This window comes from Aquibacillus koreensis (genome assembly GCF_025154055.1).
GTDB classification, from domain to species: Bacteria; Bacillota; Bacilli; order Bacillales; family Amphibacillaceae; genus Aquibacillus_C; species Aquibacillus_C koreensis.
The window spans coordinates 83,269-101,961 of the sequence record NZ_JAOALK010000032.1 but is presented as its reverse complement, the minus strand read 5'-3'; the positions used below and the strand labels follow the sequence as shown (position 1 = coordinate 101,961).

The following is an 18,693-nucleotide window of genomic DNA, read 5'->3' as shown; positions in this document are numbered from 1 at the left end:
ACCCGCTCCATTATGATAATGGGCCTGTAGCTCAGCTGGTTAGAGCGCACGCCTGATAAGCGTGAGGTCGGTGGTTCGAGTCCACTCAGGCCCATATTATAAAAGAACATTTTATAATAGTTTAATAAACTACTATAAAATGTTCTTTTTTTGTTGTATAATTAAATTCTAAATATTATTCCACAGTAGCTCAGTGGTAGAGCAATCGGCTGTTAACCGATCGGTCGTAGGTTCGAGTCCTACCTGTGGAGCCATTCCATTCCTAACTGTTTTTATAAAATGAGATACTTCTTGGGGCCTTAGCTCAGCTGGGAGAGCGCCTGCTTTGCACGCAGGAGGTCAGCGGTTCGATCCCGCTAGGCTCCATCCTAAAAACTGTAATTAGTTAATAAACTAGTTACAGTTTTTTATATATAAGCAAAGAAGGTTTAAGCCAAAAAATTAGAAAAGGTATTACTGGGTTGTGGGTAGATGTAAAGCACGTTGTTTTAATTTTGAACAAGAAGGGATGACATTGATGTCCAATCTAGTTAAACTATTGAGCTACATAACTTATTTTGAAGACGAAGAAAATAGATATTGTGAATGGGTTGTTCCGGAAAAAGGAATTTTGGCTACCCAAAATATAGTGAACAAATTAATGAATTCATTGATGATGTGTATAAATCTGAATTAATGGTGACGGATTATCATAGACAATTAGAAGGCTTAGATCAAAATTATGAGAGAATTATACCAGAAGCAAATGTTGAACAACTTAAGGCTGTATTAACTTATTATGTTCGTGGTGAACGGCTTTGTGACGGAATGTGGGAAAGTGCATGTAAAGAAAAAGTGTTTCTAAAAATTCTTTATAGATTAAAGGAATTAGAAAAACTAACGTAACAAAATCAACTTGCTTATTACATTGTTTAAACAGGGGAACGGTTCTATTTATGTAGGATTACGGGCTTAGTTGATTGGTCGGATATAATTGCCATTAACTGCTCTGACATAAATGCCGGTGTGTATTTGAATCCACTGTTGTCTTATTATTTTTGTGAAAAAATATGTTTGAAATAGGAGTAGACTGCTTAAATTTTGTAAAAGCTATGGTCAGAGTAATCATAGGGAGGAAGATTTAATGCCTATTCAGAATGAACATGAAATTCAAGCTTTATTTGAAGTTTCTCAAAAACTAGAGCAAGCCGCATTTGAAGCCAAGAATAACGCTGATCCTAGAGAGATACAGCAAATACAACAACAATTAAGAGCGTTGCAGAACGATATTCAAGATGCACGAGGAAAAGCCATTAACGGTAATGGTGGTGCACCAGAACCACTATTTGAGGCACAATTACGTGTAGAAGATAGCCAAAGGCACTTGGAACGTGCGCTTACAAATCTCCATGCACAAGAAGATAATGTACAACCATAAGCAAATGAGAGCAGCTTAAACCAAGGTTTAAGCTGTTTTTTATTGTAGAATTAATTACATAAAAAAATAAAAATCATACCATTTCACAAAAAATATGATAAATTATGATCATTAGGAAATTTGTGGACACAAGAACCGTCCCTCCGTTTCCAAGAAGGGAATGATTACATGTTAGCAAAGCCTGGGAAAAATGAATATCCTGCTTTTTATCACACATATATGAAACAACTACCGAATGAAGACTTGCTGACTTTGCTCCAATCTCAGTCATCTATATTAACAAACCTCCTAGAGAAGGCTACGGAATACCAATGGCAAACGCCTTATGAACCAGGAAAGTGGAACCTAAAGCAATTAGTGGGACACCTGATTGATAACGAAATAATCATGCATTATCGACTTGTTCATATTACAAGAGGAGACCAAATTCCGATTACGGGCTATGACCAGGACGACTATATCCAATCCTCCGCATATGACACGTATTCATCGCAACAACTGATAGCGTACTATAGGAACGTCAGACAAACGACGATATTCACGGTTCAAGGTATTCCTAATGAACACTGGCAAAGAGTTGGCATAATTGATGGGAATGAGATCAGTGCTCGTGCGAAAGCATATATTATTGCTGGGCATGAGCGACATCATTTACATGTGATCAAGGAAAAATATTTATAAAAACGGAACAAGCTAAACATAAAAGGAGAAATCCAATGCAAATACGTGTAGACGATTTATCTGGTGAAAAGGTCAGGCAATTAATTATGGATCATCTTAAAAACATGGAACTTCACTCTCCTCCTGAAAGCAGACATGCACTAAGTGTAGATGGTCTACGTGGACCGAAGATAACATTTTGGAGTGCGTGGGAAGAGGAGGAATTATTGGGCTGTGGAGCACTTAAAGAACTCGATCGTAACCATGGAGAGATAAAGTCTATGAAAACAGCAACTGCTCATCTAAGAAAAGGTGTTTCGAAAACAATTCTCCAACATATTATAATGGTTGCTCAAGATCGTGGATACCGAAGATTGAGCCTGGAAACCGGTTCTATGGATGCGTTTATGCCGGCTAGGAAATTATATGAAAGTCAGGGCTTCCAGTATTGCCCACCATTTTCTGATTATAAAAAGGATCCTAATAGCCTATTTATGACGAAGGAAATCTAGTGTAAACATGGGGCGGTTCTTGAGATACCAAAATGGAAACACAAGAACCGTCCCCTTGTTTACACAATCACACAAAAAAACATTTTATGAAAGCCTTTTCAAAAGTTATTTTCTACTATATTATGAATGTTATAATCTACCAATCATTTGAGGAGTGTTCGCATGGCATCAGGTTATAACAATTTTGATTTAGCAATTTATTGTACAGCGTCATGTTTAGAGAATAATTTTGATCAACTATCAAAAGAAATGGATTTTTTCCAAAAGCACTTAAATGTAACAAAAGTATATATTGAAAGTCATCGAGGTGATACAACACTTTCAAAGGACCGACTCCTAGAACTAAAAAAGTTTTTTGAATCTCGTCAAATTAAAGTAGCTGGTGGAATTACACCGACATTAGGTGAGGATTGCCGTCCGGGATACAACCGTCACTTTGGAGGGATTTGTTATACAGATCCAGCTTCTAGAGAGAAGTTTCAACATGTCATAGAATTAACAGCGAGTGTATTTAATGAAGTAATATTAGATGATTTCTTCTTTACTAATTGTGGATGTGATGATTGTTTAACTGCTAAAGGCGATCGAACTTGGGAAGAATTTCGCCTTGAGTTAATGAAAAATGTATCGGAAGAATTAGTAATTGATCCTGCGAAAGCAGTTAATCCATATGTGAAAATGGTTATTAAATATCCAAATTGGAATGAGTCATATGCTTCTTCTGGGTATAATACGAAAGAGCAGCCTGCGATTTTTGATGGTATTTATACAGGGACCGAAACACGCAATCCCGCTATAAGCCAGCAGCATATACCACGTTATGCTTCTTATTCTTTAATGCGTTGGATGGAAAACATGAGTCCAGAGCGAAATGGTGGCGGTTGGTTCGATAGTTTAGATTGCACATATATAGATTACTACTTAGAGCAGGCTAACTTAACAGTTTTCAGCAAAGCAAAAGAATTAACATTATTTTGCTATTCGATATTAAAAGATAGTAATTACGTGCCAGCTCTTGGTTTTCAATTAGAAAAACTCGATCAATTAGCTGAAAATGTTGGTAATCCAATAGGGGTACATGTATATGAACCACACCAAGGATATGGTGAAGGTCATCTTTATGATTATCTTGGGATGTTAGGCATTCCATTTGAACTGTCTCCAGAGTTCCCAGAAACGGATGTACCGGTACTTGTAACAGCTAATGCTACAATGGATGAGCTAATTATTGAAAAAATGAAAGCTCACCTAAAACGTGGCAATCAAGTTGTGATGACGTCCGGGTTTATCGAGAAGATGCCACCTAAAGACGTGGAGCCTTTTACAACGTTACGACCAACAGATAAGCAAATGGCTATCCAACAGTTTGCAATTGATACATCTAGTTGTACTTTTGATACGTTTACTTATGCTAAAGAACCAATTACCTATCCTGTCTATGACTATAGTACAAACGGAACATGGCAGTCCGTAGTGGGCATGAATGGGCAAAATAATATACCAGTTGTTATGTACGATCACTATAGCAAAGGAAGTATCTATTCACTAATTATCCCCAATGATTTTGCCAATCTGTGGAAGCTGCCAGAAGATGTTATATCTAAGATTAGAGAAGTATTCACAAAAGGATTATTTCCTTATAAAATAGAAGGACCAGGAAATGTTGGCTTATTTAGCTATGATAATCAAAGTCTGATTCTAGAATCGTTTGATACGGTGCCACGTACTTGGAAAATTATCTTAGATAAAGAGCAGGAATTAGTTGACCTGATTTCCGATCGAGCTTTAGAATATGAAGCTATTTCTGAAAGAGATGAAAAAATATATAATATTAAAATAAATCCTTGTAACTATAAAGGTTTCAAAATAAAAAGTTAGTTAGCTGGTTAGCACAATAGCAGAGTCCTATTGTGCTTTTTTATATGGGAATTTAATATAACGGCTTTCATGTAATAGCATTCCTTGTTGAAAGTACTCCTATGCCATTTCACACATCTTAAATGTTCACATTTAAGAATATAAATGGTTATTCCAAAATATAATGATTGCGTAAAAGTTGCGTGGGGAGTAGAATATTTACCAAGCGAAACTTTTTTGAAAACTACCACCTTATTATTGATTTTTATGAACCTTATTTGGTTACGAACATATACTGTTAATCGTCAACTGAATTTAACATTTGCCCAGATAGAAAAGGGTATGAAAATTAATTGGAATATATTTAGAAGGAGAGAGTGAACTATGCCGGAAGGACTTCTTTTAGCTTTCGGATTAACTTTAATGGCAGGTCTTGCTACTGGAGTAGGTAGTGTGCTTGCATTTTTTACATCAAGTACGAATACGAAGTTTCTTTCATTTGCTTTAGGGTTTTCAGCAGGGGTGATGATCTATGTATCAATGATTGAAATTTTCTTTAAAGCAAAAGATGCATTAGTTGGCGCAATGGGCGTGGAACTAGGAAACTGGGTAACCGTCGGTGGTTTTTTCGGCGGTATGCTATTAATCGCTTTTATCGATAAGTTTATTCCTAAACAGGGGAATCCACATGAGTTGAAAAAAGTGGAAGACATGAGTAGTCCTAACAAAGTAATTAATGATCCAGACTTATTAAAGATGGGGACTTTTACAGCTTTAGCTATTGCCATTCACAACTTCCCCGAGGGGATTGCAACCTTTACATCAGCTCTGCAAGACCCAGGACTTGGTATAGCGATAGCGATTGCGATAGCTATTCACAATATCCCAGAGGGAATTGCTGTATCTGTTCCAATCTATTTTGCAACTGGTGATAAGAAAAAAGCATTCCGATTGTCTTTTTTATCTGGACTATCGGAACCTGTAGGTGCTATTGTTGCCTATCTATTCCTGATGCCATTCCTAAATGACATCATGTTTGGAGTTATATTTGCTGCTGTTGCAGGGATTATGGTGTTTATTTCATTAGATGAATTGCTACCAGCAGCGAAGAAGTATGATGAAGCTCATATATCGATTTATGGCTTGATTGGTGGTATGGCCGTCATGGCGATTAGTTTACTTTTATTTATATAAGTAAAAAAATAAAACTGCACCCCCATATGGTGGTGCAGTTTTTTATGTTTTTCTCACATATGGATTATGTTTCACAGTCGTTTAACCATTTTAACAATCAATATGACAATGGCAACCACTAATAAGATGTGTATGAGTCCACCGGCGAGATCAAGTAGAAGTCCTGCAAACCAAAATAATAGAATTAAACCAATGATTGTCCATAACATACAAGCACCCCTTTCTATATTGACATCTTTCCCATAAAAATTGATTGCTAAACAAAACGTATAGCAAGTGATAATGATGACGAAACTGATCATAAAAACAGTGAGGTTGAAATTACATTGGTGAGAGAACAAATTGCGTTTCCAGTAGAAAAAAGAAAACTGTTAACTGAAGAGGAACAAGCACTATTAGCAGACTACAAAGGGAAAGAAAAAGCGGCAAATACGACAGTGAGTAAGGCTTATTATACAGGGCGGATCCATGCTTTTTATGACATTATTGATTTGATTTATAGAGATAGATTGAAAGAGCGGATGGGAAAATGACCATTCCTACCGTATAGAATGAAATTAGCCCTCAAGAAGAAAGGCCTAAGTCACTTAAGACTTAGGCCTTTCTAACGTAATTATTCATCCATTATTATCTAAAAATGACTCTACCCAACGAACATATGTCGCTTTGTCATAGAAATGATAAAGTTCGGTTGATAACCTTATTGGATTACCAAAAAAGAAACGTTCATATTGCGTCTGCCTCGTGCCAAAGCCACTCATGGTTAGATCCCAGGCTAAGCGGAATAACTTAACCCTGTCATGAGCCTTTTTCGTTGTAGCTTGTAAATAATGATCTAAGTCATCTCTTATTTCAGACTGAAAATCTGCTTCTGTTGGAATAGAAACCATCCCACTTGAACCAAGAAACTGCACAATTTCACTCATTTTAGGATAGATTTTTGGAAAAGTGCAAATAGCAGCTTGAAGTGGTTCTTGTTCAGGGCGCATAAGACCAAAGGAATCCATCTGTGCATTGGATTCCGATTTTAACAATAATCCGCGCATCGTTTCCACATAAACAATGATCTCGGATACTTTTTCTTGTACATGTTGATATTCGCTAATGTTAATCGTATCAACAATTGCTTGTGCAACTCCAAGCATCAATTCAGCCTTTACAACTTGCCTTGCTACGGCTTGGTGAAGAGTAAAGGGCAAAAACCCACTTTGGTTTTTAAAACTATTTGCAACGTCTATATTCTTATAGAAGAAAACCCGTTCCCAAGGGACAAGTACATGGTCAAAGACAACGATTGTGTCCATTTCCTCGAAACGTGAACTTAGAGGATAATTGAATGTAGAGTCACCACCAACAAATGATTCTCGACAGATAAATTTGAGACCATCGATGTCTGAAGGTATGGAAAAGAAAAATGCATGTGCTTGATCGGTAATACCTCCTGGCGAAAAGACTAATATTTCATCCGTAATTCCACCTTGCGTTGCAAGTAAACGTGCACCGTCGATTATCATTCCTTTGTCTGTTTCTTTAATGATTTTTGCTGCAATTGGTTTATTTGTATCTTCAAAATATAGTTGTGACCTGTTTACTTGAGGATTAATGAATGTATGTGTGAAGGACAAATCTTCTTCTCTCGCTTTTTCATAAAATCGAACAAGATTTTCCGGAAAGCAGTTCGGCTTATTTGCTAGTAGCTTTGAAGAAGAAGCCAATGCCATGAGAACTGTATTCATATAATCAGGACTTCTCCCAAGCAGTCCACCACTTTTCTTAGCCCAAGTTTGAATCATTTCCCTACGTTTAATTAAATCTTCTTTCGTTTTTGGTTGCATATATGAGGCACCAACAGGTTCTCCAGTTAATGGGGAAGGATAAGTCATAAGGTCTTTTTTTTCAAGTTGCACATTATACAAATTAGCTTGACTTTGAATGATTCCCTTAAAAGCTGGATGTTCTGATAGTTTTCCGGTGATTGGTTTTCCATCATACCAAATAGAAGTATGCTGGTGATTGATACGATCTGTGTACTGATTACCGTTAATTGCTGGCATAGAAACCCACCTTTATTACTAAATATGTACAATTAGTATATAGAAAGGATGGGCAAAACGTGTATGTCTATGGAAGCTTTTGGAGAAATTGTTTCGTTTGTTTTGGGTGTGTAAATTCAATAATCGTTAAGTGATTAGCTTTGCTTAATTTGTTCTTAATCAGAGGTGCTTTCTTTTTTTGGTAACTTGCAACCCACAAGAAAAATTCTTTATCTAGCTTTTCGGGACAACCTTTTCCCATATCCGGTCGAGTCTTCTTTCGATATTGAATCCTACGTTTGACAATGCCATATAAACAACGAATCGTGGAGTAATTAAGATAAATGACGGTATCTGCGTTCTGTAGACGAATGTCCATTGTTCCACTGTAGTTTCCATCTATGATCCAAGACTCCTGTTTCACTATTTTCTCTTGCATTGTAGCTAACTCTTCTCTTGTAACTGATTCCCAGCCTGGTTTCCAAAAGTATGCATCTAAATGATGAACAGGAAGATGTAGGACTTGTCCAAGCTGTTTTGCTAACGTTGATTTTCCGGCCCCGCCGCTACCGATGATCATTATTTTCTTCATATGAACCCTCCCCTGTATCGTACGTAGAAGAAATATTTTACCACTTTCTTGAAAAAAAGCTAGTCATAACCATGAATATGTTGGTAGGTGTACATTCCCTATGGTAAAACAACTATAAAAAACGAGCAAAATCACATGTGATTTTGCTCGTAATGGTTTTTATTAACTGTATCGACTATTCCTAACCTTGCGAATGATATAACCATGTTTGGGGCTTAGGAATATAGCTAGTAAAAAGAATACGCCAGCTGCACTAGCCATTGCACCAGCTATGGATACATTCCACACATAAGCAATCCCATAACCTGAAATAGCTGACAGGATTCCTATCAGTGCACTTATAAGAAGTAATGTGAAAAAACGATCCGTTAGTAAATAAGCCGTAGCTCCTGGTACAATTAGCATAGCAACAACTAGAATTGCTCCGACACTATCAAATGAAGCAACTGTCGACAAAGATACCATAGTCATTAAAAGATAGTGAACAAAAACAATTGGTACACCTATTATTTTTGCATACTGAGGATCAAAGGTTGATATTTTTATTTCTTTATAAAACAACCAAATTAGCAAAATATTTAAAATGAGTACACTACCTAACATCCAAACGGCAATAGGTCCGTAACTAACGCCATTAACTTGGAGCGTATCCCAAGGGACAAAAGCAATCTCTCCCATTAAAGCGTGCTTTGTGTCAAGGTGAACTTGGTCGCCAATAAACGAAATTAAAACAACACCTAGTGCGAAAAGTGAGGTGAATACAACCCCGATCGCAGCATCTGATTGTACACCAGAAGCATGTAAAGATTCCACAAAGAATGCTGTTAAGATCCCGACGATCCCAGCACCTATGAGCATGGGAATACCATTTAACGATTGACTGACAAAGAACGCTCCAACAATCCCTAATAAAACCGTATGACTAATTGCATCCGCAATCATAGACATTTTACGTAAGACAAGCAGTGAACCAGTTACACCGCATGTAACACCGACTAAGCAACCAGTTATAATGATCCATAGTGCATAGGTCATACCTGCCTCACCGCCTTTAGAGCAATTCCTTTTTTACTACCGAATAACAAGGACAGGAAGAAAATAGTGGATGCGCTAAGTACCATCATTGGTCCTGTAGGTAAATTCTCCATTACGGTACTCAAAATGGCGCCAGATGCACCAGATAAGGCACCGAATATACCTCCCAAGATTGCCATCACACCTAAGTTTTCCGTCCAATATCTTGCAGCAAGAGGTGGGGTAATGAGTAGTGCTGCGATTAGAACAACACCCACCATTTGAATACCAATGACCACAACACCTACCACAAGTGCTAATAATAAACCGTTTAAGAATGAAACTGGTAATCCGATTCCTTGTGCGAACTGGGGATCAAAAGTAGTTAGTTTAAACTCTTTGAAAAATAGAGCAGTAATAATTACTAAGATAAATGCTCCGATGGTTATTAACTCGACATCACTCCGAACAAGAGAAGCTGCTTGCCCGAAAATAAATGAATCAAGTCCAGCTTGATTTCCGCTTGAGTTTTGTTGAATATAGGTTAATAGCACAATTCCAAACCCGAAAAATACGGAGATAATGATCCCGATTGCTGCATCGGATTTCACGCGTGAGTGCTTGATAATTGCTTGAATAGAATGCGTTGCTATTAAACTGGTAATCGTTGCACCAACTAAAAATAATGGCACTGATTTGATTTCGAAAATGATATACATGATACAAACGCCTGGTAAAGCAGCGTGTGCCATTGCATCACTGATAAGGCTTTGTTTTTTTAACAATACAAAACTACCAATCACGCCACTTGCAAAACCTAATAACAAACTACCGATCAAAACCCACTGTACGTTAGCTCCTGAAAAGATATCTAGGAAAGCACTCATGCTACTTTACCTCCTGCGTCACAGCAGTGCCTCTTTGTAGGAATGCTATTTTTCCACCATAAGCTCTCTCCAAGTTGTCTAGTGTAAATACTTTTTGAGTTTCACCATATTCAATTGGTGTTTTATTTAATAATAGTACGTGATCAAAGTAGTCTTCTACCGTTTGCAGGTCATGGTGAACCACTAATACTGTTTTGCCTTCTTGTTTCCATTCTTTCATTAATTTAATAATCGCCTTTTCTGTTGCGGCGTCAACACCGCTAAAAGGTTCATCCATAAAATACACTTTTGCATCTTGTGCAAGAGCACGAGCAAGAAAAACACGCTGTTGTTGTCCTCCAGAGAGCTGACTAATTTGACGATTAGCATAATCGGCCATTCCTACTTTATCAAGGCATGTCTTTGCCCACTCGATTTCTTTTCTATTCGCTCGTTTAAACCAACCGATATGGCTGTATCGTCCCATTAATACAACATCTAAAGCATCTGTAGGAAAATCCCAGTCTACTTCACTACGTTGTGGCACATAACCAATTAATTTCTTCTGCTGCTTATAGGGTTCGTCAAATACTGTCACGTTCCCAGATAGAGTAGGAAGTAAGTGTAAGATAGACTTAATGAGCGTAGACTTTCCAGCGCCGTTTGGTCCAATGATACCAGTTAGAGACCCTTCTGGAACTGCAAACGATACGTTTTCTAGAACTGGCTGTTTATCATACGTAACAGCCAGATTGTTAACAGATAATGCATGCATAGAAATCCCACCTTATTTTAATGAGTTAACAATTGTATCGACGTTATGTTTAAACATCCCGATATACGTGCCTTCTTCTGTACCTTCCTCCCCCATTGCATCAGAGTATAGTTCACCACCGATTGACACTTCATGACCTTCTTTTTTGGCGCCTTCTACAACTGCGTTAATGGCTCTGTCATTAACACTACTTTCAACGAATACGCCTTTAATATTGCGTTCTACTAACACGTTAATAATCCGATCGATGTCACCAAGGCTAAAATCAGATTCAGTACTTAACCCTTGTAACCCCATTACTTCAAACCCATAGGCTTCACCAAAGTAGTTGAATGCATCGTGTGCGGTAACAAGTACACGACTTTCTTCAGGGATTTGTTCAAATTGTGTATTTGCATACGCATTTAATTCATCCAATTCTGCAAGGTATGCATCTGTATTCTTGACATAGGTGTCTTCATTTTCAGGATCCAATTCTACTAATCCGTCTCTAACTTCCTCCACAGCATATTTCCATAGATGTATGTCAAACCACACGTGAGGATCAGAAATATCAGGGCTAGCCGGGTCAGCTAGTCGCATGTCGGCTGGAATCTTTTCAGCGACAGCAACAGTTGGTTTTTTACTTTCCATTTCTTCAAAAATTTCACCCATCTGACCTTCCAGATGAAGTCCATTGTAGAAAATAATATCTGCTTGATCTAATTTTTGAATATCTCCTTGAACAGCATTATATAGGTGTGGATCTACACCAGGTCCCATTAGACTTTCCACCTCAACATGTTTTCCACCAATATTTTTGGCAATGTCTCCTATTTGAGCAATTGTCGTAATGACTTGGATTGTTTCTTTATCACTGTTTTCCGTGTTACCTGTTTCGGAAGAACATCCAACAACCCCAAGAATTAATGCACTAAATAAAACCAGTAAATACTTTTTCATTATTTTTCCCTCCTGTAAGTAAGTTGCCCTAGCGCAACATTTTGCTTAAAAAATATAATTTCACTCTATGTTGTGAAATTTTCTAGTGTGCATAAAGTTAATTTAATTGCTTTAGTGTTAAAAAGTTTACCTAAGGCAAATTATATGGAATTGAGAAAGAAAGTCAACAGTAATTACATGTTTTTTACAATTAAACTTTTCGACAAAAAATTCAATTCACCTATTGCATCTCGTCTAATCGGTTGCTATAATAAAACACATCACTTCATTCGAAAAATAAGTCTTTAATAAAAAGAATTATAAAGTAATGAAGATTCAGATTATTTGTTAGAAACAACATTTTACCATGTGCGGGTGTAGTGAGCCGCTAGCATCTTGATTTGCTACTATATGCAGGCTTGCGAGGAGCGTACGCTTCACCGAGAAAACATGCAACGTGACGAGCATAAAACCATGAATCGGTGTCTAAATTTTTATAATAATACTAACTAATAATGCGGGTGTAGTGAGCCGCTAGCATCTTGAATTGCTACCATGTGCAGGCTTGCGAGGAGCGTATGCTTCACCGAGAAAACATGCAACGTGACGAGCATATAACCTTGAATCGGTGTTGAGATAAGAAGATTATATTGACTAATAATGCGGGTGTAGTTTAGTGGTAAAACCTCAGCCACGAGCGATACTTCTACCGAATAAGCTACGAGTTGTCCCGAAGCATAATTCATCTTGAATAAGCTAGAAGATGCAGGGACATAAAGAGCGTAAAACTGAATTAGAAACAACACTTCCCATGTGCGGGTGTAGTTTAGTGGTAAAACCTCAGCCTTCCAAGCTGATGTCGAGGGTTCGATTCCCTTCACCCGCTCCATAATTATGTGAGCAACGCAGTGTTTCGTTGAATAGACAACGAAGCATTGCGTTTTATTTTTGTTGATTACTTGAAACAAAGGTGGAGCAGACTGTATTCTAGGAAATGAAGCTTTTTGTAAAGGGGCTAGAAAAATGAAAAAACTTCAACAATTATTATATGACATAGATGGAAAGAGTTATAAAGCTTATAAATCAATCCAAGGTAGGTATTCTTTTCATAGATTCGAAATAATGATTGACTACGTACAGGGAGATCCATTTGCGGCTCCATCAAAAATACGCATTATTATTCCAGATGCCTATCGTAAGATGTATTCTAATTGGAAAGATAATCATCATCGAAAAGTGTATGCAGAAGATATTATCGCAAGATCTGTTGCAGAAGCAATTCATGAAAACACAAAAGTAAGTAAAGGTTCAGGGAAAAGTGGCTTAATTGCCATTGATGCACCTGGTCAAGAAATACTAGAAAGAACGGCAGTAACAATTGATCCTAACCATGTTACAATCTGTTTATCTATAGGTTTACCAGCAAATGGCCGCAGAATTAACGGCAAGGAAGCGCAAAAGTTGTTTATCGATATCATTCCGGGTATTTTGTCACAGTCTGTTTTTTCTATAAAAGATGAACGGATTGAACAAGCCGTACAATTAGCAGATCAACATCAAGAAATTCGGAGACAAATGAAAGAAAATGGTTGGGTCGCATTTGTTGCTGATGGCGCTATACTACCAAGGCAAAGCGGCGTTAGTAACAAGCCCTTAAATCATGCGGTGCCTTTTGTTAGCCCAAAAGAAAATACAGTTGAATTTAACATCCCGCATCAATCAGAGCCTCTAACCGGTATGGCGATCAAAAAAGGTGTTACGTTAATTGTTGGGGGAGGCTATCATGGTAAAAGTACCCTGTTGAATGCAATCGAACGAGGGGTGTATCATCATAGGAAAGGGGACGGAAGGGAATACGTACTTACGGACCCGGGTAGTGTGAAGGTTAGAGCGGAAGATGGAAGACAAGTTACTTGCGTTAACATTTCATCTTTCATCAATGATCTTCCACATAAACAAGATACGAGAAACTTTTCAACAGAAAATGCAAGTGGAAGTACGTCGCAAGCAGCCAATGTAGTGGAAGCACTAGAAGCGGGTGCAAGCACGATATTAATAGATGAAGATACGAGTGCGACTAATTTCATGATTCGTGATCAGCGAATGCAAGCACTTGTATCCAAGGAAAAGGAACCAATTACACCTTTTATAGATAAGATAAAACAAATGAAAGATCAACTTGATGTATCTACTATTTTAGTAATGGGTGGTTCAGGTGATTATTTTGATGTAGCCGATCAAGTGATTATGATGGATCAATATAAACCGATCAATGTAACGGAAAAGGCGAAAGAAATAGCATCGAGTTACCCAAGTAAACGACACATACATCCTGATGAATCCTTTGGATCTCTTCCAAAACGTTCTTTCTCACAAAACAGTCTACAAACAAGAAGAGGGAAAAAAACAAAGGTGCAGGCAAAGGGATTATCCACGATTATTATGGGGAAAACCGATGTCAATTTACAGTATGTGGAGCAGTTAGTCGACCATTCACAAACGAATATGATCGCAGAGATTATTAGATATCTAGACCAACAAAATATTTTGAAGCAGCAATCATTATATCAATTACTGGACATGATTGAACAACAAATGGACCAAAAAGGGTTAGCTTCTTTTGCACCATTTCCTAATCAACATCCCGGTGATTTAGCTAGACCACGTCGATATGAAATTGCTGCAACGTTAAATCGATTGCGTACTGCACAAGTGAAGGATTTACTGTAATAATTGTGATTTTCACTGGAATTGAAGTAAATTTACTGCATTAAACAAAAACACCTTAGAAAGGAGGGGAATGGAATGGCTTATGAAACGCTTAAACAAGAAATTATTGATTACAGTAAAGAAATCGGAATTGATAAAATCGGATTTGCCTCTACTGATGAATTTTCTGAATTGAAATCCAGATTAAAACTTCAACAAGAGTCTGGATTTCAATCTGGTTTTGAAAAAGGAACGATAGAAGAACGTACAGAACCAGTACGATTGATGGCAGAGGCACAGTCGATCATAGCAATTGCGCTTGCGTATCCATCGAGGATAAAAAGTCCTCCAAGAGGTGTAAAAGGAGACCGAAGAGGTGTGTTTTGCCGGGCATCATGGGGAAAAGATTATCACCATTTGTTGAGAGAAAAATTAGAGAAATTAGGTGCTTTTATTCAAGAAAAAGTCGAAGGTTTTGAATATAAGCCAATGGTTGATACGGGGGAGCTTTCTGATCGAGCTGTTGCGGAACGTGCTGGTATTGGATTTAGTGGGAAAAACTGTGCAATTATCACTCCTGAATTTGGATCATATGTATATCTAGGGGAGATGATTACAAACATTCCATTTCCTCCAGATTCTCCGGTTGCAGATGGCTGTGGTGATTGCACAAAATGCATTGATAACTGTCCAACGGGTGCTTTAGTAGAAGGTGGAAGGCTAAATGCAAATAAATGTATTGCTTTCCTAACACAAACAAAGGACTTTCTTCCAGATGAATATCGCGATATAATCGGAAATCAATTATATGGTTTCGATACGTGTCAAACGATCTGTCCTAAAAATAAAGGAATAGACTTTCACCTTCATCCAGAAATGGAGCCAAATCCAGAGTTGGTTAAACCTAGGTTAGTACCGCTTTTATCGTTATCAAATCGAGAATTTAAAGCGAAGTTTGGCAATATGGCAGGTTCATGGCGTGGAAAAAAACCAATTCAACGAAATGCAATCATTGCCTTGGCTCATTATAAAGAAAAATCAGCAATAGAGGATTTAATACGTGTCATGAAAGAAGATCCTCGTCCAGTAATTAGAGGGACGGCAGCGTGGGCAATTGGTAAAATTGGCTCAGAGTTAGGGTTTCGAGCAATTGAAAATGCAATGGTGAAAGAAAGTGATCACCAAGTACTGGAAGAGATGGAAAAGGGATTAGCATTTCAAACAGAAAAAGATAAAGAAAAACCAGTGCATTAGTAGGAAATCTATAAAAACTACTTCTTAATCTCGTATTAATTCTGTACAATAGAATTATCTGAGTGGATTAGATGGATAAGAAGGTGTTAAAGATGGAAAATCGATCGCAATTATTTTATGAGGAGTTAGAAACTCCTATTGGATCTATGACCATCATCATGTCACATCAAGGTGTGTGCCGAATTGATTTTGGTGGAATGGCAAGAATTTCGTTAAGTCTAAAAGCATGGAGTAAAAGGTACTTTCTTACAACAACGTTTGTCGAAAATCCATCAAGAACAGCTGCATTAAAGCAGCAACTTCACGAGTATTTCCATGAAGGCAGAAAAACTTTTGATGTTGCTTTTGATTTACACGGTACAACTTTCCAACAAAAGGTATGGAAATGTTTACTTGAAGATGTTCCATACGGGGAAACAAGATCCTACAAGGATATAGCGCAGTGTATACAAGCACCAAAAGCAATAAGAGCAGTTGGTGGAGCTATTAATAAGAATCCGTTAGCGATTGTCATTCCATGCCATCGAGTTATTGGAAGCAATGGTTCGTTAGTAGGATACAATGGTGGTATGGAAAAAAAGAAACAACTGTTACTACTAGAAAAAGCACTAGTTGAAGTGTAAATTTTTCTATTGATTTATCAATTAGATAAGAGTATTATATAATAGGTCGAATTTAATAGTTTTTCGAGAGATGTTATTTTTACTTCACAATTAATTATGGAGCTTTAGCATGTGATTAATAAGTTTTATTGATCATATGAAAAAGTCCCCAATAGATTAGATGTAAAAATGAGGTAAATCGGTATATTGTCTGCAATCATGTTTATGATAGTGTGGAGGATATGCCGTTTTTTTATGTAATTTCAATGTTGGTAAAAAAAAGATGTTATACGTTAACGCATTGGGGGAGGGCATCATGAACAAAACAAAAGGTTTTATAGAAGCGGAAATAAGTAAAGCTATTACACAGTGGGAAAAGGACTTTCTTGGGCGTGGATCTGTATCTGTAAAAACTGATTTTTTAAGAGATATGATCATTGTGTCCTTAAAAGGCGTGCTCACACCTGCTGAATATGCTGTTTGTGAAACGAAGGACGGCACGTTATCTATTAAAAAAATGCGAGCAGAATTGGTTGAATCTGGTGTGGAAGATTTAAAACAAATTATCTTTACATTAACAGGAAAAGAAACAAAAAGCTTTCACTCAGACATTAGCACGGTCACAGGTGAGCGAATGATGGTTTTTAGACTTGCTAGCGACATTGAAAGTGAATTTGCAAAATAAATAAGACTGGGAGATTTTTAAAGAGCACTTGTGCTAGTTAAAGATAAACCGGCAATTTTCAGGATGATTTTGTTCATTCTGGAATTGTCGGTTTTTATTTTGTCGGTTTTTCGTAGATTGTTGATTAAGACTGAATTTCTATATACTGCGCAGTAACTTCCATACGGTATTTATGGGCTGAGTGCTAGAACGCCGCTGCGGAAAAACACTCCGCTTTGTACAGTTTTCTTTCGGGATAGATTGAACAATTTAAGCATTTCGTAAGTTTATTCTCACTTCAATAAGAACGCTATGTCTTAGCGTAGGCAGAATACTGAGACTCCTGCGGGAACAGCGCGAGCCGAAGATCCACTCAGGAGCGCACTTTGCTACTGAGTTAGCTGAGGCCGTGCCCGCAAGAGGAATCTGAACTTAGAAAAAGCCGGATCTTGGGATTTTTCGTGATTCCTCCTCGGAAAGCGAAGTGTTCTGCCGAAGCGGCTACTAGCACTCATCCAGAAGATAGTTACGACGGTTTTTCTATCAAATCCGACATTAAACACAACAAATCTATAAAAATACGAATATATGAGGGGGAATGGAAAATGAGTGATATTATCTTGCAAAACTTATTATCACCAGTAGTATTATTTTTTGTGTTAGGAATTATTGCAGCAATTTTCAAATCGGATTTAAAATTCCCGAGTGGATTAAGTGAAGGGTTAAGTATTTACTTATTGATTGCGATTGGAGTTAAAGGTGGGATTGAGCTTTCCCACTACTCGATTGATGAGGTATTTGCGCCGATATTGGGTGCATTGTTCTTAGGCGTTGTTATTCCGTTATTTACAATATTTATCTTGAAGTGGATGAAGCTAGACACGAAAAACGCGATTGCACTTGCAGCCACGTATGGTTCGATCAGTATTGTAACCTATGGAGCGGCAATTTCCTTTCTTGCTGAGGTTGGCACTCCATATGAAGGATATATGAATGCACTAGTTGTTCTAATGGAAAGTCCAGCTATTTTAGTTTCCTTACTTTTATTAAATATAATAGAAAACAAAAAAGAAGTATTAACTGTTTCATCCCAAAGAATGGGGATCGTACCTTCATCAATGAAATTAATTGATAAAGAGATACTGAGAGAAAGTATTTTTGGGAAAAGTATTTTACTCCTTTTAGGTAGTTTATTTATCGGATTATTTTTAGGAGAGAGTGCTGTTCCGATGGTAAAACCATTATTTATGGATTTATATAACAGTGTATTAATCCTTTTCTTACTCAATATGGGACTAATTGCAGGTCAACGTTTACCGGAAGTGAAAAAACATGGTGTAAAACTATTACTGTTTGGTTTATGTACGCCACTTTTGTATGGAACTCTAGGTGTTTTAGTTGGTAATGTTGTTGGATTGTCAGTTGGTGGAGCTGCGTTAATGGGGGTTTTAGCTGGTAGTGCATCTTACATTGCTGCACCTGCTGCACTTAAATCATCTGTGCCAGAAGCAAATCCATCTATATACTTAGGGTTAGCTTTAGGCGTAACTTTTCCATTCAACTTAATTATAGGTATCCCTGTTTATTTTGAAATTGCTAAATGGATTCAATAGGAGGTTATGA

At 37.4% G+C, this 18,693-nt stretch carries 19 protein-coding genes and 4 tRNA genes; 16 read left to right on the top strand and 7 right to left on the bottom strand.

What is annotated here, in order from left to right; translation table 11 throughout:
• The first annotated feature begins 20 nt into the window (after positions 1-20).
• The 9 genes from NYQ66_RS08625 (at position 21) to zupT (ending at position 5,640) form a co-directional block, all read left to right on the top strand.
• Positions 21-94 (top strand) — tRNA-Ile (locus tag NYQ66_RS08625).
• 85 nt (positions 95-179) lie between these two features.
• Positions 180-254: transfer RNA gene (locus tag NYQ66_RS08620), tRNA-Asn, on the top strand.
• 39 nt (positions 255-293) lie between these two features.
• Positions 294-366: transfer RNA gene (locus NYQ66_RS08615), tRNA-Ala, on the top strand.
• A gap of 219 nt (positions 367-585) precedes the next feature.
• On the top strand, positions 586-885 hold the full coding sequence (locus NYQ66_RS08610) for a DUF6508 domain-containing protein (protein WP_259868841.1): 300 nt from the start codon (positions 586-588) through the stop codon (positions 883-885).
• Positions 886-1,123: 238 nt separating this feature from the next.
• Entirely contained in the window at positions 1,124-1,417 is a 294-nt protein-coding gene (locus NYQ66_RS08605; protein WP_259868840.1) for a hypothetical protein, read from the top strand.
• A gap of 168 nt (positions 1,418-1,585) precedes the next feature.
• Positions 1,586-2,098 (top strand): DinB family protein, encoded by a 513-nt coding sequence (locus NYQ66_RS08600; RefSeq protein ID WP_259868839.1) that lies wholly within the window; start codon positions 1,586-1,588, stop codon positions 2,096-2,098.
• Between the two features lie 35 nt (positions 2,099-2,133).
• Positions 2,134-2,589 (top strand): GNAT family N-acetyltransferase, encoded by a 456-nt coding sequence (locus NYQ66_RS08595; RefSeq protein ID WP_259868837.1) that lies wholly within the window; start codon positions 2,134-2,136, stop codon positions 2,587-2,589.
• 162 nt (positions 2,590-2,751) lie between these two features.
• Entirely contained in the window at positions 2,752-4,467 is a 1,716-nt protein-coding gene (locus tag NYQ66_RS08590) for a permease (RefSeq protein WP_259868835.1), read from the top strand.
• 363 nt (positions 4,468-4,830) lie between these two features.
• The gene (gene zupT / locus NYQ66_RS08585; protein ID WP_259868832.1) at positions 4,831-5,640 is read left to right on the top strand and encodes a zinc transporter ZupT; all 810 of its coding nucleotides are present in this window, start codon (positions 4,831-4,833) and stop codon (positions 5,638-5,640) included.
• A 71-nt stretch (positions 5,641-5,711) separates the two neighbouring features.
• Here zupT and NYQ66_RS08580 read toward each other — a convergent pair whose 3' ends face one another.
• The gene (locus NYQ66_RS08580; protein WP_259868830.1) at positions 5,712-5,849 is read right to left on the bottom strand and encodes a lmo0937 family membrane protein; all 138 of its coding nucleotides are present in this window, start codon (positions 5,847-5,849) and stop codon (positions 5,712-5,714) included.
• 117 nt (positions 5,850-5,966) lie between these two features.
• On the opposite strand from NYQ66_RS08580, the gene NYQ66_RS08575 reads away from it, so the two are divergent.
• A complete protein-coding gene (locus tag NYQ66_RS08575) occupies positions 5,967-6,173 on the top strand; it encodes a hypothetical protein (RefSeq protein WP_259868828.1) in 207 nt (68 codons plus the stop codon).
• Between the two features lie 84 nt (positions 6,174-6,257).
• Here the strand turns inward: NYQ66_RS08575 and hpaB are convergent, their stop codons facing one another.
• The 6 genes from hpaB to NYQ66_RS08545 form a co-directional block, all read right to left on the bottom strand.
• On the bottom strand, positions 6,258-7,694 hold the full coding sequence (hpaB, locus tag NYQ66_RS08570) for a 4-hydroxyphenylacetate 3-monooxygenase, oxygenase component (protein ID WP_259868827.1): 1,437 nt from the start codon (positions 7,692-7,694) through the stop codon (positions 6,258-6,260).
• Between the two features lie 67 nt (positions 7,695-7,761).
• On the bottom strand, positions 7,762-8,265 hold the full coding sequence (locus tag NYQ66_RS08565) for a DNA topology modulation protein (protein ID WP_259868825.1): 504 nt from the start codon (positions 8,263-8,265) through the stop codon (positions 7,762-7,764).
• A gap of 162 nt (positions 8,266-8,427) precedes the next feature.
• Entirely contained in the window at positions 8,428-9,300 is an 873-nt protein-coding gene (locus NYQ66_RS08560) for a metal ABC transporter permease (protein WP_259868823.1), read from the bottom strand.
• On the bottom strand, positions 9,297-10,166 hold the full coding sequence (locus NYQ66_RS08555) for a metal ABC transporter permease (protein WP_259868822.1): 870 nt from the start codon (positions 10,164-10,166) through the stop codon (positions 9,297-9,299). The genes NYQ66_RS08560 and NYQ66_RS08555 overlap by 4 nt, the downstream gene beginning before the upstream one ends.
• A 1-nt stretch (position 10,167) precedes the next feature.
• Complete coding sequence (locus NYQ66_RS08550; RefSeq protein WP_259868820.1) at positions 10,168-10,920, bottom strand: metal ABC transporter ATP-binding protein; 753 nt, start codon at positions 10,918-10,920, stop codon at positions 10,168-10,170.
• A 12-nt stretch (positions 10,921-10,932) separates the two neighbouring features.
• A complete protein-coding gene (locus tag NYQ66_RS08545) occupies positions 10,933-11,862 on the bottom strand; it encodes a metal ABC transporter solute-binding protein, Zn/Mn family (protein WP_259868818.1) in 930 nt (309 codons plus the stop codon).
• Positions 11,863-12,656: 794 nt separating this feature from the next.
• Between NYQ66_RS08545 and NYQ66_RS08540 the strand changes: the two genes are divergently transcribed.
• From NYQ66_RS08540 to NYQ66_RS08515, 6 genes are all read left to right on the top strand, one after another.
• Positions 12,657-12,730: transfer RNA gene (locus NYQ66_RS08540), tRNA-Gly, on the top strand.
• Between the two features lie 134 nt (positions 12,731-12,864).
• The gene (locus NYQ66_RS08535; protein ID WP_259868817.1) at positions 12,865-14,571 is read left to right on the top strand and encodes an ABC-ATPase domain-containing protein; all 1,707 of its coding nucleotides are present in this window, start codon (positions 12,865-12,867) and stop codon (positions 14,569-14,571) included.
• A gap of 75 nt (positions 14,572-14,646) precedes the next feature.
• Entirely contained in the window at positions 14,647-15,804 is a 1,158-nt protein-coding gene (queG, locus tag NYQ66_RS08530) for a tRNA epoxyqueuosine(34) reductase QueG (protein ID WP_259868816.1), read from the top strand.
• A 92-nt stretch (positions 15,805-15,896) separates the two neighbouring features.
• Complete coding sequence (locus NYQ66_RS21440) at positions 15,897-16,427, top strand: methylated-DNA--[protein]-cysteine S-methyltransferase (RefSeq protein WP_272479955.1); 531 nt, start codon at positions 15,897-15,899, stop codon at positions 16,425-16,427.
• A 295-nt stretch (positions 16,428-16,722) separates the two neighbouring features.
• A complete protein-coding gene (locus NYQ66_RS08520; RefSeq protein WP_259868815.1) occupies positions 16,723-17,091 on the top strand; it encodes a DUF2294 domain-containing protein in 369 nt (122 codons plus the stop codon).
• Positions 17,092-17,675: 584 nt separating this feature from the next.
• Positions 17,676-18,683: a sodium-dependent bicarbonate transport family permease gene (locus tag NYQ66_RS08515; protein WP_259868814.1), complete on the top strand. Its 1,008-nt coding sequence runs from the start codon at positions 17,676-17,678 to the stop codon at positions 18,681-18,683.
• Positions 18,684-18,693: the final 10 nt, after the last annotated feature.